This is a genomic window from Shimazuella alba, assembly GCF_009831235.1.
GTDB lineage: Bacteria > Bacillota > Bacilli > Thermoactinomycetales > Thermoactinomycetaceae > Shimazuella > Shimazuella alba.
Window position 1 is genome coordinate 159,951 of record NZ_WUUL01000005.1, and the last position, 14,930, is coordinate 174,880.

Annotated in this window: 13 protein-coding genes and 2 pseudogenes; 7 read left to right on the forward strand and 8 right to left on the reverse strand. The window is 41.9% G+C overall.

The genetic code is table 11. The features are described 5' to 3' along the window. Positions 1 to 723: 723 nt before the first annotated feature. The 4 genes and pseudogenes from GSM42_RS09295 (at position 724) to GSM42_RS09310 (ending at position 4,631) form a co-directional block, all read left to right on the forward strand. Positions 724 to 2,325 carry an MFS transporter gene (locus tag GSM42_RS09295; RefSeq protein WP_237446537.1) on the forward strand — a complete coding sequence of 534 codons (1,602 nt, stop codon included), beginning with the start codon at positions 724 to 726 and terminating at the stop codon, positions 2,323 to 2,325. A 432-nt stretch (positions 2,326 to 2,757) separates the two neighbouring features. After that, positions 2,758 to 2,958 (forward strand): annotated as a pseudogene (locus tag GSM42_RS20585) (transposase); the annotation flags it as partial. A gap of 795 nt (positions 2,959 to 3,753) precedes the next feature. Next, positions 3,754 to 3,909, forward strand: a pseudogene (locus GSM42_RS09305) (response regulator); the annotation flags it as partial. Positions 3,910 to 4,358: 449 nt separating this feature from the next. After that, positions 4,359 to 4,631 (forward strand): hypothetical protein, encoded by a 273-nt coding sequence (locus tag GSM42_RS09310; RefSeq protein ID WP_160801266.1) that lies wholly within the window; start codon positions 4,359 to 4,361, stop codon positions 4,629 to 4,631. 5 nt (positions 4,632 to 4,636) lie between these two features. Here the strand turns inward: GSM42_RS09310 and GSM42_RS09315 are convergent, their stop codons facing one another. Then, positions 4,637 to 5,218 carry a carbohydrate-binding protein gene (locus tag GSM42_RS09315; RefSeq protein WP_160801267.1) on the reverse strand — a complete coding sequence of 194 codons (582 nt, stop codon included), beginning with the start codon at positions 5,216 to 5,218 and terminating at the stop codon, positions 4,637 to 4,639. Between the two features lie 1,029 nt (positions 5,219 to 6,247). On the opposite strand from GSM42_RS09315, the gene GSM42_RS09320 reads away from it, so the two are divergent. Together GSM42_RS09320 and GSM42_RS21350 are read left to right on the forward strand one after the other, a co-directional pair. Continuing rightward, positions 6,248 to 6,400 (forward strand): hypothetical protein, encoded by a 153-nt coding sequence (locus GSM42_RS09320; RefSeq protein WP_160801268.1) that lies wholly within the window; start codon positions 6,248 to 6,250, stop codon positions 6,398 to 6,400. A gap of 20 nt (positions 6,401 to 6,420) precedes the next feature. Further along, a complete protein-coding gene (locus GSM42_RS21350) occupies positions 6,421 to 6,504 on the forward strand; it encodes a pentapeptide repeat-containing protein (protein ID WP_420820984.1) in 84 nt (27 codons plus the stop codon). 308 nt (positions 6,505 to 6,812) lie between these two features. On the opposite strand, the gene GSM42_RS09330 is transcribed toward GSM42_RS21350, so the two are convergent. Both GSM42_RS09330 and GSM42_RS09335 read right to left on the reverse strand, forming a co-directional pair. Then, positions 6,813 to 6,989, reverse strand: a complete 177-nt coding sequence (locus tag GSM42_RS09330; RefSeq protein ID WP_160801270.1) for a hypothetical protein — start codon at positions 6,987 to 6,989, stop codon at positions 6,813 to 6,815. Further along, positions 6,986 to 7,180, reverse strand: a complete 195-nt coding sequence (locus GSM42_RS09335; RefSeq protein WP_160801271.1) for a hypothetical protein — start codon at positions 7,178 to 7,180, stop codon at positions 6,986 to 6,988. Before GSM42_RS09335 ends, GSM42_RS09330 begins: the two co-directional genes overlap by 4 nt. Before the next feature lie 201 nt (positions 7,181 to 7,381). Between GSM42_RS09335 and map the strand changes: the two genes are divergently transcribed. Continuing rightward, on the forward strand, positions 7,382 to 8,128 hold the full coding sequence (gene map, locus GSM42_RS09340) for a type I methionyl aminopeptidase (RefSeq protein ID WP_160801272.1): 747 nt from the start codon (positions 7,382 to 7,384) through the stop codon (positions 8,126 to 8,128). 417 nt (positions 8,129 to 8,545) lie between these two features. Here the strand turns inward: map and GSM42_RS09345 are convergent, their stop codons facing one another. From GSM42_RS09345 to pdhA, 5 genes are all read right to left on the reverse strand, one after another. Then, a complete protein-coding gene (locus GSM42_RS09345) occupies positions 8,546 to 9,415 on the reverse strand; it encodes a DNA glycosylase AlkZ-like family protein (protein ID WP_160801273.1) in 870 nt (289 codons plus the stop codon). Positions 9,416 to 10,068: 653 nt separating this feature from the next. After that, the gene (lpdA, locus tag GSM42_RS09350; RefSeq protein WP_160801274.1) at positions 10,069 to 11,475 is read right to left on the reverse strand and encodes a dihydrolipoyl dehydrogenase; all 1,407 of its coding nucleotides are present in this window, start codon (positions 11,473 to 11,475) and stop codon (positions 10,069 to 10,071) included. Continuing rightward, complete coding sequence (locus tag GSM42_RS09355) at positions 11,476 to 12,762, reverse strand: dihydrolipoamide acetyltransferase family protein (RefSeq protein ID WP_160801275.1); 1,287 nt, start codon at positions 12,760 to 12,762, stop codon at positions 11,476 to 11,478. It lies immediately after the preceding gene. A gap of 60 nt (positions 12,763 to 12,822) precedes the next feature. After that, entirely contained in the window at positions 12,823 to 13,800 is a 978-nt protein-coding gene (locus GSM42_RS09360; RefSeq protein WP_160801276.1) for an alpha-ketoacid dehydrogenase subunit beta, read from the reverse strand. Positions 13,801 to 13,812: 12 nt separating this feature from the next. Further along, positions 13,813 to 14,910, reverse strand: a complete 1,098-nt coding sequence (gene pdhA, locus GSM42_RS09365) for a pyruvate dehydrogenase (acetyl-transferring) E1 component subunit alpha (protein ID WP_160801277.1) — start codon at positions 14,908 to 14,910, stop codon at positions 13,813 to 13,815. Positions 14,911 to 14,930 lie beyond the last annotated feature (20 nt).

The following is a 14,930-nucleotide window of genomic DNA, read 5'->3' on the forward strand; positions in this document are numbered from 1 at the left end:
CAATAAAAAATGGAGGAGAAAAAATGGTCTAGCATTAACGATTTTCAGAAGTAATTGGAGCAGTCACGTGGAAGCTCCTGGTTTGCTGCCAAAGATCCGGCTGATCGCGCTTTCGGCAAACACCGGCCTCTACAGTCATGTGGTGCCGAATATAGGAAGTCGTTTTTACTCATTCCGCCCAAGTGGTATTGCATGCCAATGTGCTGGACGGTGGAATGCCACAAAGGGAGGGAGCGCGGTTGTTCCAGTGAACAAGCCGTTAGGGACCAGCGGCAATTCGGACAACGGTAACAGCCTTTGCGTATGCGAATCGCATGGTTCCGTTCCCGAATCTGTCCGCCGTGGCGCTGCAGGAGGCGGCTAGCCATACAAAGGACCAACTGCTCCGCCGACTTCGGTTTTACGATGGGGGTTTTACATTTGTCTTCTTTTCCATAACGCTTTTGTGAGAGAAAGCTTGTGCGAGGAAGGCGGGGTTGTAGCTCATAACGTCTTCTTTTTGTTTTTCCTTTCGCTGCTCCTTGGACAATCAATGGCGATACAATTTCCGACTGCACACGCCATTCATTGTCTCTTATCACGCCAACCTTGGCAAGAAAAATCCGCTCATTTCCCTGTCGGGAAATGAGCGGAAACAACAGTCGCTAGCCATTATTCGGGAGGTTTTAAAAAACTAATCCCTAGGTAATTTAATTAAATTGAAGATCAGAAGGAGTGATTCTCTTGGAAAATCCATGCACCATTGAAGGGCCTGCTGGACGCACACTTCAGGCCATGAGGCTCGCCGGACCGCGCGAATGGGTCGGGCTCGCGCTTCTCTCCCTACCAACCATCCTACTCGGGCTCGACTTGACGCTGTTGCATCTGGCGTTGCCGGCGCTGGCAATTGATCTACGGCCGACGAGCGTACAGGCCCTATGGATCGTGGACGCCTATGGCTTCATGATCGCCGGCTTCCTTATCACGATGGGAACGCTGGGTGATCGCATCGGGCGGCGTAAGCTGCTGATGATCGGGGCGGTTGCCTTCGGAATAGCTTCTGTACTCGCGGCCTATTCAACCAGCGCCGCCATGCTTATCGCAGCACGCGCGGCGCTTGGTGTGGCAGGCGCGACACTGATGCCATCGACGCTAGCACTTATCAGCAACATGTTCGTCAACCACCACCAGCGTGCGCTGGCAATTGGGGTTTGGGCAACTATGTTCGCGCTCGGCATGGCGGCTGGGCCAGTTGTGGGCGGTGTATTGCTGGATCACTACTGGTGGGGTGCGTCCTTTCTTGTCGCGGTACCGGTGGTCGGGCTCCTGCTTGTATCTGCACCATTTCTCCTTCCGGAATACCGGGCACCACAGGATGGCCGGTTGGATATCCTGAGCGTCATCCTTTCTCTCCTGGCCCTGCTACCCATCATCTACGGCATCAAGCAGATCTCCAAAGATGGGCTCAGTACCGGAACGACGCTCGCGATTGCTGGTGGGCTTGCCTTTGTGATCTTGTTCGTTCGGCGACAGCGCCGACTGGAAAGTCCTCTCATTGACTTGAATCTTTTCACTAGTCGGGCTTTCAGCGTTGCATTGGTTGTACTCCTTGTGGGTCTCATCGGCGTCGGCGGAACGATGCTGCTGGTCACTCAGTACCTACAACTGGTCTCCGGCCTATCGCCGCTGATGGCGGGGCTTTGGATGGGGCCACCGGCGCTCGCTATGCTTGCCGCTGGCATCACAGCACCGCTTGCAGCGCGGCGTATTCGGCCCGGCTATGTGATCGCGGGCGCGCTCGGACTGTCGGTCATCGGCTATTTGATGCTCGCGCGTCTCGAAAACGAGCCATCTGGCGTTGCTTTGGTCACAGCCGCGTTTTCATTTGTCTATCTCGGTCTTGGCACTATCGCCGCGCTCGGCACGGACCTGGTGGTAGGCGCGGCGCCAGCGGAGAAGGCAGGATCAGCCTCGGCCATGTCCGAGACTCTGCAGGAACTCGGCCTAGCGGTTGGCATTGCCACGCTGGGTAGCCTCACGACCGCCGTCTATCGCAACCGGATGTTCGATCAGATACCCGACACGCTGGCTCATGATGTCCACAAGGCCGTCGGAGATAGCCTCGCGGGGGCATCTTCGGTAGCGCAAGAACTGCCTCCTGGCTTGCTTGAGGAAGCGCAGGCAGCCTTCACGGCGGGATTCAATGTGGCAGCGGCAACGAGCGCAGTCAGCATTTCGATCCTCTCCATACTCGCAGCCGTCACCTTACGCCATGTTGGAACCGACAGCGATGAAGCGGTTGAATCCAAGCAGGGGCAGAATCAGCAACCGAACGACGCATCCTAATTTTCCCGATAAATGTAAAAACGACTTGAGATGTCCCAAGTAAGGTCCAAGTCGTTTTGTATTTAATTCTTTTTCTCTGTAGCGAATTTTTGCTCCAGAGATTAAAGATTGAAAAAACAGATCAGAGATAGTGAAAGTGGTTTCCTTCAGGAGAGAACTCCTGTGTTCAAAACCGTTGATTATCCATCATTTTAAATGGAGACTTTGTTTTTATCATCTGATTTCTGCAGGAACACAATAAATAATAAAGTCCCGGATTTCAAAATGGTATTCGAACTTCGAGCATATTGCTTTTTTCTTGTGGAAATCAATGATGGATATACTCAAATACATAAAAAAGTATCAACTCCCGTATTTATATAAATTTCTAAAAAGGAACATATATAATAAATAATGGGAATTAGATGAGCTAATTGACCATTTTACATTCTAGAACCAGAGCATCTAAGACATACGACACGAAATAAGGAAATCTATGCACAGAGAAAAGAAACGATTGAGCGAGTTTTTGCCGATATGAAAGTCAAGCATGGTATGCGCTAGACGAACCTGAGAGGAAAGTGAAAAGTTCAGCACCAAGCGATGCTTGTTTTCGCTGCCATGAATCTGAAGAAACTCGCCATCGCCAGGTGACGAATTCTTCCTTCTCGTCGATTTTTTGATGGTTTTGCGCAAAAATTTATCTTTTCACATACGAAAGCACTTCTGAAACGATTTTCAGAAATGCTTTTTCTTCGGTCTGAAACAAAACTAGTTAGGCTTGTTTGTTATGCCATCCTTTTTCATATGCCAAGATTCTTCTATGTTGTTTACTCCCTTTTCATCTTTCACTTCTCTTAGCTTGATGGCTATGGGGTAGAACCAGCATCCATGTCACGAAACTCTATTTGACCAATAGATGGAAAATCTATCTGGCGGACTAGAACAAGAACCCTATCACCTCAAACTCAACTGCTAGCCATGATCAAAGTTAATCCTAAATTGTTTTTGTGTATCATTGTTCCAGCTAATAACATACCATCAATGCTCACTGTACGATATAAGGATACTTGCACATCGCCAGTGGTCACCGCTTCGATCCGAACGGAACACCTGCAAGGGTGTACCAGCTTTGCTCTACCAGAGATCATTCACTTGTAAAGGTTCTATTTGATCGCTCCTTAGTCGTATCAACTAAAGAAAAATACACGCTTAGACATATAATAGGCGATATCCTACACCCTAACGATCACGGTAAACTTTTGTTAGATGAATTATGAAGGCTTATATATCTCATTTAAAACGAAATAGCCAAATCTACCAAATCCATCTATTTTCATCATCTTTGGTGCAGCGAAGCAAGACAGAACAGCTTGATAGTATGCGACTACCCCCTGTAAAGTAATACAAGATTGATCCTTTAAAACATACTATATGTGAGATTAAGAGATGGGAGAAATTCGGGTACTTATAGCTGAGGATGACAAAGAGATTAGGGAATTACTAAGGAAATATCTTGTAAGAGAATTATATAAGATAGATGTAGCAGTAGATGGCGAAGAAGCACTTACCTTGTTTGATCGATATAAATACAGTCTTATCATTTCGATATTCACTAATGTCTCCATACCAGCACCAATCGTTATGGAAGATGCAAAGAGATGAAAGGAGAAGGTACAGTCAAGAACGTTCCATTCCTATATGGATAAGATATAACAATGAAGTGTATGACTAGCAAATATCAAAGGAAAAGTATTTCATCAAAAAATGCACTGGTTCCTATTTAGAACCGGTGCATTTTATTGATGTGTATGAATAGCAAGACTTTTACATAGATCCATCGAAAATTATCATAGTGGTTAATATAATTGTCGATAAGATGAGTATTAGCATGGATACTGGTTCTAGGCACTTATATGAGGTCTAATACTATTCTTCCCAAAAAAATAAATAATGGATACCCATTATTTTTAGCATATATAAATCATCACTTGACCAGAACAAATATTCGGTTATAATAAACAGGAGAGAACTTTTGTTCGGGAGGTCTTGCCATGTATCGCTCTTTGCTTGAAACTAGTCAAGCATTACCTATTCCTGCAGTTCCCTATATCACCATGGAAAATGATATTATGTACAAACTAGAACATGCATTTTCAATTGAAAAACCACTACTTATTTTGTATCAAAGCCCCTTTGGACATCATCAGTTCAGTGGCTATATCACAGAAATCGCCACTCATGATCAATGGATTTGCATGGAAAATGGAATGTTAACAAAGAGAATTGGCATCGAAGATATTCTGCTGGTGGTAGAGTGGAAATAATTGGTCTACTCTTTCACTTCGTCCCAATAACCTCCAAATATCAAACCCTTTTCATCAGGAGGTTTACCTGAATTTGCTTGATTTGCTTCATAGATATGATCCTTGTATGTGACACGATCCCCAACTTGGTAATCCACACTATCATCCCAAACAGGATAAGCTTTCTGCGGAACAGTAGCAGAAGGAGCATCTTCTTTTGGTTTTTCTATTTCTGTTGGTGAATCTGCTACCATCTTTTTATTTACAGGTAAACTTTCCTTGGTAGTTGTGATGGCAGTCGTTTTTGGTGGTAATATTGCTTTTGATTCTGGTACTTTCTTTATTTGGGGAGGTTTATCCATCTTTGTTTTTTTCGTTGAAATAGGTACGTCTGAAAGACTACTAGCTCGATTTTTTTTTATGCTGTATATATATTCTTCGCTGACCGGAATTGGTGAAATGATGGAATATGTCACAAAAACAACCACACTCAAACTGATGGAACATCCAATCATCCGATATCGTTTCATCTTGACTAATTTTTCAAAGGCAACTTGCTTTGCAAGACAATCTAGGCGGCTCTCTAACATTTTTTTGGGTTTAGTCATAAATATTCCTTCTTTCCTATGACTTTCCAATTTTTATTATACAGAATATACAGGAAAAAGAAAGCTATGGTTTTTGTATTATCTATTGAAACTTTTAGGTTAGAAGTTCCTCACAGCTTCCTTCACTCCATAAATAATTTATAAAAAACCAAGATAGACCGCTTCATTTACAATTAGCGATTTATCTTGGTTTTTATTTTAAAAAAGTAATTCTTATTTATTTAAAATAGTAATTTCTCAACTCAAACTTGGTTGTTTGATAGTCATGGATTCTGCCATTTTTAGTGGGTGAGAAAATCGCGACATCAATTTTCTCACCTAGAGCTATACAGCTGCTTCTGATGCTTCTTTGCTGCCTTGACTCCCTTCTTAATAAAGAGCATCAAAGATGATTTCATGAAGACGCTGACGATCATCCGCATTATTAAGGTTTCAGACCCTATGCAAAATGTATTGTCAACAGTTAAGGATTCTACTTTTTTAACAAAAAACAGATATCATATTATTCTTCTAATTCAAAGGTAAGAGAAGACTCTTTTTTAAAATGCTTATACTAAAAACTATCAATCCATCGTAAACTGATAGAAAGTCATAAAACATTCATTCTCTTATTTAGCTAAAATCAAATCTAGATATTCCGCTGAGTAGTTTTGGCAAAATAGTTTAGATGAAAACCTTCTCGGTTGAACCCATTTTTATCGAGTTCATCCTTGTTGTATCCATCCTCATCAAAACGAGTACTGTTTCGATGATACCCAAAACCATTGAACCCACTGCTATCAAAACCGTTCAGGTCAAAGCATTCATCGTCGTAACGGGTTCCATTGCGGTAGATGCCCTCACGGTTAAAACCCCTCAGATTGAAGCTGCAGGCATCATACCCTTCTCAATCGAAGCGAGTTTCATTACGGAAGGCACCTTTTCATTGAACCCTTGCAGGTTGAAACCTCGTTTGTCGTTTAATAGCTCTTTAAATTCGTCTCACCATAAAATACCGCCTTCACAAATTACAAGTTTGAAGGAGCCAATTTGTTTGTAACAGTGTTTCAAGATTGCAAAATGACAGGCTCTACATTTGGCGATGCAACTATGTCTGGAGTTTCGATTAAAGGAGAATTGGTCTTATACCTCACTAAGACACCAAAAATTACATTAATTGCAAATTATCAGGTGTGCAATTAATCGAAGCAGATCTATATCAAATGAGTTTCGAAAAATCTGATCTGAGAAATGCCAATCTATGTTATACACAAGTAGCTGGAGCTTCCTTTCAGGGAACAGATTAAAGAGGAGCAATATTAGATGGTATAGATTTGAAAAATGTAAATCGAGCGCAGATAGATTTAGTACAAGTGGTAAAATTAGCAAAATCTCATGGTGCAAAAGTAGAGTAGAAAAAGCCAATTGGTTGATAATCCATATGATCTTTTATCTTAAATAATTGCAAACAACATGCATACTCGGCAAATCCTCTAAAGGCATACTTTTCGGATTAAATCAACAGAAAAAAATTGTAGATATATAATTCATTACCAAAGGCTCAGAAAACGTAATCATAACAAATCTGACAACTCTTTTCCTTTAATTCGAAAAATCAGATCTCATAATGAATACCGATTTCTGTTATGTCTACTAGTGAATTTATGATGAACTTTGACCATTTTCGTTTGCCTATTTTGACACATTTCATCTTTACATCTATATCTGCATTTACTTCATCCGTCTTCACACCGTCGATGGAAAATCTGCTTTGTTGAGCAAGACGACTCAATTCACTTTTTGATGAATTTGGACCACAGTTTTTGTAATAATTCTGAGAAAAATAATTTGATTGGCATCTATTGAGACAACTGGAATTTCATCAGAAATTATCTTTTTAGAAAAAGTATCAGCAAACCACTTTTTCTCTTCTTTGCCAACCTGATTTCCATGATAGGGATGTACAATTACCCCTGCCAGCATTTTTTATTCCACTTTCTATGATCATGATTCTCATTGACCGATTGGGGGCAGCCTTTAGCCTGATGTCGCTGAAGACAATCTTATTGTGAAATCCTTTGCGCAAGCCAAAGAACCATATAGTTCCTGGAGGGACAGGAAGCTCTTTTTCGAGTATACTGGAATGAAATGTGGGTTTTATCGCAAATACTGGAGGTTTAAAACTTGACCATCGAATCAGAACATGATCTCATCGCTCTGCAAAGGATCGGCCGCATCGTCGCAATGGCCCGTGAAAAGATGCTGTCTTCTGTCCGTGCGGGAGTCACAACGGCGGAACTCGACCATATCGGTAAAAGAGTGCTGGATGAGCATGGAGCTATCTCCGCTCCTAATATTACCTACGGTTTTCCGGGAACAACCTGCATCTCCGTGAATGAGGTGGCTGCACATGGCATTCCTGGCCCTCAGGTACTGGAGGAAGGTGACATCGTTAATATTGATGTGTCGGCGAAGCTGAGGGGATATTATGCTGACACCGGAGCAACGATAGTGGTAGGAACCCGTTCGCCGCACAAGGAAAAACTGTGTCAGAGCTCGCTTCGCGCGCTGAATCAGGGGCTTCAGAAGGCCAGAGCGGGTGCGAAGATCAGCAGCATCGGACGGGCGATTCACAACGAAGCCCGCAAGGACGGCTTCACCGTAATCCGCAATTTGTCGGGGCACGGCATTGGCCGTGAACTGCATGAGATGCCAGACAGCATTCTGAATTACTATGATCCCCGAGACAACAGGCTGCTCACGAACGGATTGGTGATCGCGGTAGAAACCTTTGTATCGGACGGAGCAGAATATGTAGAAGAGAGCGCTGACGGTTGGGGGCTGCTGCTGCCGGACCAACACTACGCTGCACAGTTTGAGCACACGGTTGTCATTACCAAAGATAAGCCGCTCATCTTAACGGCAGTGTAGTTTCACCTCGAATCTTAATCATTTGAAAAAACGGCTTCCTTCATTTCAATGGCAGTCGTTTTTTCGTACGCATTCAGAGTAGAGGAACCACGATTCATTACGCAATATGTGCGACATAGGGACGGCTCTTCTGTTGCATTGGATTTGATGTACTAACCAAACAAAAAACTGTGCATTTGCTCTATTTGATTTTTGATCTGTTTTTTCACGTCTAGATTTACCTTTTCAAATGTCATCAATCAATATTTCTTTTGCTCTTGTCTATTATCCATAATCCGATTGCTTTTCCATTCAAGATTATACTTGCTCTCGATTCCCCTATTTTGTTAAACAACAATCCGTAATTTTTTTGATCCACATACAAAAATCTGCTTTCATAATACCCTTTTAAAGAGGGATCATCATAAGCTAAAAGAGTTAACCAACCATCTTGTTGAAAGAAGTGTCCAGATAAGATGATAAACCTCTCACGGTCATGAAATGCTCTATATTTGTTCCATCTAACTCAACTATGATAACCTCATCAGCTAATTCTCTGATCGAATCTCGGATGACTTTTACACTTAGCCCAGACCACCAAGCAATATCTTTGATGGAAACAGGTCCAAATCGATCAATATAATAGTGAACTAATTTTTTCTGCGCTTCTTTTATATCCATATGATATAAATGTAATTTTGGATAGACAGATGGAGTATAGCCATAATAGCGCTCTTCTTTTCCCCAATGAGTACTTTTGTTGATATAGCACAATTCACCAGCTTCCCATAATTCTTTCATCGCTGTGGTAATTACTTTGTTATCTTCGTCCGACAAATTCCCTAACTCAAATTTTACCAAATTGACTATTTCCTTCGGAGTCATTGGTTTGTTCTGTACAAAAGATAAAATAATGGATTTAATCTTGGAAACATAGTCCATGTTCGCACCAATTTTTTTATTAGAGTGTAACAATCTGCTAATCGATAATGCATAGTAGCACGATGGGCAATCGGAGCATACTCCAGCGGTAAAAATATGTAGTGTCCTTCTCATACATCGAAGTTTAATATGATCTATTTTGACATATAGGTGATCCCATAAAGCTTGAGTTTCAAAACCAGGAACCCTCGAAAACAACGTAGTAAATGGAGTAGGTAAACGTGCAGCATGAAGACCGAAGAGATTATCAATGGCATTACTCACATTTTCTGATTGGAATTTTGGCAGAACACTCTGTTTCATAAATATATAGTTGATCACTTTTGATCTATCTAATTTTTCTTTTGTGATTGTTAGACTGCTCATCTTTCAAAAACTAAAATGGATTCTTTTTCATTCTCATTTGAAAAAGAATCCAGCCTTTATAAAAAATTATTCCATACAAATCTTGTTTTGTCCTCTAGTTCAACAAATAAACAAATGTTCTATCAATGAAAACTAAACCCACATGCTTGATTTAAATGATCGCAAATTTGACGTAAGACAAGATGCGTATAATTTAAACCGTTCAATTTGACGAATTTTTCTTTTTCCATTAACGAGGAGTAGAACTTAGTTAATTGTTGGTGGTAACGTTTAAAAGCTTCTTCGTTTGTTAAATCTGGCCATATATCTATTCCAGAATTGTAACCAAAATACGGCTTAGTTAGATAGTGACGTTGAAGTGCAACCTCACATGGAACTTCTACATAAAACGTAGCATCTGGTTTTTTAGCGAAACGATAACACTCTTGAATATATTCAGGTGAAATACCTCTTACTGTATCTCGGGTATAAGCTGTGTATACCCACCGTTAATTGATTACTCTTTTGTTTTTCCTTCCAAAGCCTTCTCACTAATTATTGTCACTGTTTTTAGTCCACACACCCACAGTCTTTTAAAGTAAAAGAAAAAAGCATCATCATGAAGCATGTCTCACAAAGGAGACTGCCATGACAATGCTGTATATCATTAATCTTTATTTATTCAACCGCAAAACCAAAGAATCTGCGGCTTCCATAATAACCTCAGGTAGTGTTGGATGTGCATGGATGGTGAGGCTCAAGTCTTCGGCAAGCGCACCCATTTCAATAGCAAAAGCTGCCTCAGCGATCAAAGAGGATGCCTCAGGTCCTACAATTTGTACACCTAGAAGAAGTCCGCTGTCTTTATCCGCTACGACTTGAGCAAATCCCTCAGATTGATTCATGGATAGCGCACGTCCATTTGCTGCAAAGGAATAGCGGGTAGTCACTGGGTTATATCCTTCTTCTTTTGCTTGTGCCTCGGTGAGCCCTGTGTAAGCAATCTCTGGGTCACTGAAGATGACAAAAGGCATCGCTTGATAATCGATAGCGCTTTTTTGTCCTGCGATCACTTCTGCTGCTACTTTTCCTTCGTAACTAGCTTTATGGGCAAGTAATGCTCCACCTGCGCAGTCACCGATCGCATAAATATGCTCTACGCTTGTGCGGCACTGATCATCTATTTTAATAAATCCACGTTCGTCTAATTCTACACCGATATTTTCTAAGCCGATGTCATCGGTATTTGGTTTACGTCCCACAGCAACAAGGCAGTAATCTGCAGTAAACTCTTTTTCTTCTCCACCGATAGAAGCTTTAACGACAACTTCTTCGCCTTTGTTTTCCCCACCTTGAACCATGGCTTCGGTGATGACTTCCACACCGAGTTTTTTCAACTTCCGGGAAACGATTCGGGTAAGTTTGTCATCTGTGCCAGGTAGTAAGGACTTTGTACCTTCTAAGATGGTAACTTTAGAACCTAGTTTTGCATAAGCAGTACCTAGCTCTAGACCAATATAGCCTCCACCTACTACTACCAATCTTTCTGGAACTTCTTGCAGATTTAATGCTTCGGTAGAAGATAGGATACGCTTTCCGTCAAAAGGTAAGATTTTTAATTCAAATGGACGAGAACCAGTAGCAATAATGATATCTTGGAACTTATACGTTTGGCTGGATGTTTCACTTACTACTCGCACAGCATCTTTTGCATTGAAGAAGACATCGCCAGTAACCACCTCTACTTTGTTGCCTTTCATCAATTGACCAACGCCGCCAGTGAGTTTTTTTACCACACCATTTTTCCAATCCATCAGTTTCTTCATGTTTACTGCAACTTCACCTGTGACTTCCAAACCAATCTCTTCTGCTTCTTTCATTTGGGTGAAGCGTTCTGCTGCAGTGATGATTGCCTTACTAGGGATACAACCGCGATTGAGACAAACTCCACCAAGCTCATCTTTATCTACAATCGTGACACTACGGCCTAGCTGCGCTGCACGTGCAGCAGCAACATATCCTCCTGGTCCAGCTCCAATAACGAGTACATCAACTTCTTGTGCTAAATCTCCAACTACCATTTATCTCATCTCCATCATCAATAGGTTGGGGCTCTCAATGAGGCGTTTTACTTGGCTGAGGAAACGAGCAGCCACATCTCCATCGACTAAGCGATGATCAACTGTAAGGGACAAGTACAATTGTGGACGAGCGACAATTTCACCTTCATACACAACTGGTTTTTCTTTAATCGTACCTACACCAAGGATGGCCACCTCAGGCTGATTAATAATAGGGGTGAAGTATTGTGAACCATACCCACCAATATTCGAAATCGTAAATGTGCCGCCTTTTAACTCTGACGCTTCTAATTTCATTTCGCGTCCTCGTGAAGCTTTATCCGCAATCTCGTCAGCTAGATCAAAAATCGATTTGCGATCTGCATCACGCAGTACAGGAACGATCAACCCATTATCGATTGCAGTAGCCATTCCAATATGATAGTAATTTTTTATCACAATTTCTTGCTTTTCATCGTCAATCGAAGCATTTAATGTTGGGAATTGACGAAGCGCAGCAATAACAGCTTTCGTAATGAATGGCAAATAGGTTAGTTTTGTATTTCGTTCTTGGGCAACTGGTTTTGCCCACTTGCGGATGGCTACTAATTCGGTAGCATCAGCTTCATCCATAATGGTTACATGTGCTGATGTATGTTTACTTTCTACCATGCGTTTTGCAATGGTCCGACGGATTCCCCGCAATGGAAGACGCTCTTCTGTACCTGTTTCTACTGGTGCAGGTGCAGTACTTGCAGGTGATGTTTTTTCAGTCAATAATTTCACTTCATCTGCTTCTGCTGATTTCGTGTCTCCACCTTCTGCGAACTTGCGGACATCTTCTGCTGTGATCCTACCATTTTCACCTGTAGCAGTTACTTGATGAATATCGACACCAAGTTCACGAGCCAACTTGCGAGTAGAAGGCATAGCTAGTACTTTTTGTTTTTTGTCAGCAGCTGGCTTACTTTCTTCCTTTGCTGCAGGTTTTTCTTCTTTAACGGGCTCTTCTACTTTTGCTGGTTCTTCCGAAGCTGCTTGATCTTCTTCTTGATCATTCACTTCTCCTTCGGCATCAATTACAGCAATAACAGAATGAACGATTGCAATTTCACCTTCTGCTACTTTGACTTCTTTTACTGTACCAGTTACAGGAGAAGGGATTTCTACGACTGCTTTATCTGTTTGAATTTCCGCAAAGGGCTCAAACTCTTCAACTTTATCTCCTGCTTTTACAAATAGCTTAACAATTTCACCCTCGTGGATACCTTCACCCACATCAGGCAGTTTAAATTGATATGCTGCCATATGTAAGTCCTCCAATCAGTCTAAAAGCTCTAAGAGACGGTGGTTTTCCACCGCCTTACCCTAGTAAGACATCACTTTTTGTATTGCTTTTTTCACACGGTCAGGGCTTGGCACCCATTCTTCTTCAATCAGAGGGAAACCAAGAACAGTACTTGGACCGGTTACACGAAGAACTGGAGCTTCTAAATGGAAAATAGCTTTCTCATTGATTTGAGCGATCAATTCACCAGCAATTCCAGCTTGTTTCGGTGCTTCTTGGACTACGATAGCACGATTTGTCTTTTCAATGGATGCAACAACAGTATCCATATCAAGAGGACTCAGTGTGCGCAGATCAATAACTTCTACACTTATCCCTTCTTTTTCAGCAGCTTCAGCAGCCTTAAGGGAAGTGTGAACCATCGCACCATAAGTAAAGATACTGACATCTTTACCTTCTTTAACAACGTTTGCTTTGCCGATCGGTACGGTATATTCACCATCTGGAACCTCTCCTTTGATGGAGAAGTACAGCTTCAAATGCTCCATAAAAAATACTGGATCATTATCGCGGATAGCTGAGATAAGCAGTCCTTTTGCATCATAAGGATTGGAAGGACAAACTACTTTAATACCAGGAGTTTGTGTAATAAGTCCTTCTAAACTATCACTATGTAATTCTGGAGATTTTACGCCAGCACCAAACGGTGCACGAAACGTAACAGGACAGTTATAACGACCACCAGAACGATAACGCAAACGTGGTGCTTGAACCAAAATAGAGTCCATCGCTTCGAATATAAAACCGATAAATTGAATCTCTGCGATTGGGCGAAATCCTTGTGAACCCAATCCTACGGCAAGACCACCAATACCTGATTCAGCAAGTGGTGTATCAAATACTCGATCTTCACCAAATTCTTTCTGTAAGTTTTCCGTTACTCGGAAAACACCACCGTTCACCCCAACATCTTCTCCGAAAATAAGTGTATTTTCATCTTGGGATAACTCTACACGCAATGCATCATTTATCGCTTTTACCATTGTTAATTGTGCCATGTTTATATCCTCCTAGTCCGCATACTCCGCTTTTTGTTCTTCCAGATGGGGAGGAGTCGTTTCATACATACTATCAATCAGATCAACCATCTTCATTTTTGGATATTGATCTGCTTTTTTAATTTCATCTGCCACCGTTTTCTTGGCTTCTTCGATGACCCCAGTTTCCATCTCTTCTGTCCAAAGTTTTTTGCCTTCCAAATATTTGCGGAAACGAGTTAGTGGTTCTTTTTGTTCCCACTCGGTTGGTTCTTCTTTGGTACGGTATCTTGTTGGATCATCCCCAGACATGGAGTGAGGCCCAATTCGATAGTTTAATGCTTCGATTAGTGTTGGTCCTTCACCAGCAGCCGCTCTCTCTTTTGCTTTGGAAACTGCTTGGTATACAGCCAAGACATCCATACCATCTACTTGAATGGAAGGAATACCAGCAGCAAGTCCTTTTTGCGCAAGAGAGCTGGCTGCAGTTTGCTTAGTAACAGGAGTAGAAATGGCATAACGATTGTTTTGAACAACAAAGACAACAGGTAACTTATACACACCTGCGAAGTTCATTGCTTCATAGAAATCACCCTGTGAACTACCACCATCGCCGGTATAGGTGATTACGATGTTCTTCGTGTTCCGTTTCTTTAATGCCATCGCTACACCAGAGGCTTGTACATACTGGGCTCCAATAATAATTTGGGGCAATAGTACATTAACACCTTCTGGTATTTGTCCACCATGCTGGTGTCCACGAGACCATAGGAATGCCTGATACATGGGATAACCATGAAAATGCAATTGTGGAATATCACGGTAACCAGGCAAGATAAAATCTTCTTTGTCTAATGCATATTGACTACCGATCATGGTTCCTTCTTGCCCTGCAACAGGCGCATAAAATCCTAAGCGACCTTGACGTGCTAGTCCTGTAGCTCGTTGATCCCAAACACGCGTAAAGACCATGCGTTTCATCAACTCTTGTAACTGTTCGTCACTGAGATTAGGGACTTCATCTTCATTGACAACTTTACCTTCAGGTGAAAGCACGGAAAAAGTAGTAATAGGAGCTACTTTGATTTCCGATTCCAGTAGACTCTGGGCTTTCTGTTTGGTTCTAGCCATGAAAGATCACCTCGAAAAAA